This is a genomic window from Delftia sp. ZNC0008 (genome assembly GCF_000799035.1).
GTDB classification, from domain to species: Bacteria; Pseudomonadota; Gammaproteobacteria; order Burkholderiales; family Burkholderiaceae_C; genus Comamonas; species Comamonas tsuruhatensis.
In genome coordinates this window covers 1-622 of sequence record NZ_JTKZ01000872.1, presented here as the reverse complement: position 1 = coordinate 622, position 622 = coordinate 1, and the positions used below count along the sequence as shown (strand labels likewise).

Below are 622 nucleotides of genomic sequence, written 5' to 3'. Positions count from 1 at the left end.
CTGCTCCAGACGCCGCAGCCAATGCTGCCGGCCCGGCAGCGCCCGCGGCAGAAGCCGTGCCCGCCACGCCCGCTCCTGCCGAGCCGCCGAAGCCCAAGCCGGCACCCGCCCCCGTCGCACCGATCGCCGAGCCCAGCTTCATCGATACGCTGATGGAAGATCCCACCATCCCGCTGGCCGGCGCCGCCTTGCTGGCCCTGCTGCTGGGCTATGGTGGCTACCGCGTCATGCAGCGCCGCCGCGCTGCCGCAGCCTCCAGCGAAAGCGCCTTTGGCGACAGCCAGCTCGCGGCCGATTCCTTCTTTGGCGCCAGCGGCGGCCAACGCGTGGATACCGGCACATCGAGCCAGCTGTCGGGCACCTCCATGCACTACTCGCCCAGTCAGCTCGATGCCGGCGATGTGGACCCCGTGGCCGAGGCCGATGTCTACCTGGCCTATGGCCGCGACCTGCAGGCAGAGGAAATCCTCAAGGAAGCCCTGCGCACCGATCCCAGCCGCACCGCACTGCACCAGAAGCTGGCCGACATCTACGCCAAGCGCCATGACCGCAAGGCCTTCGAGGCCGTCGCGCAGACCCTGCACGGCCTGACCCAGGGCAAGGGCGTGGACTGGCAGCGCCT

General features: G+C 70.3%; 1 protein-coding gene. It reads left to right on the top strand.

Annotated elements, in window-relative coordinates:
* A partial coding sequence (locus tag L995_RS28170; protein ID WP_047474669.1) for a hypothetical protein occupies positions 1-622 on the top strand: 622 nt, incomplete at both ends.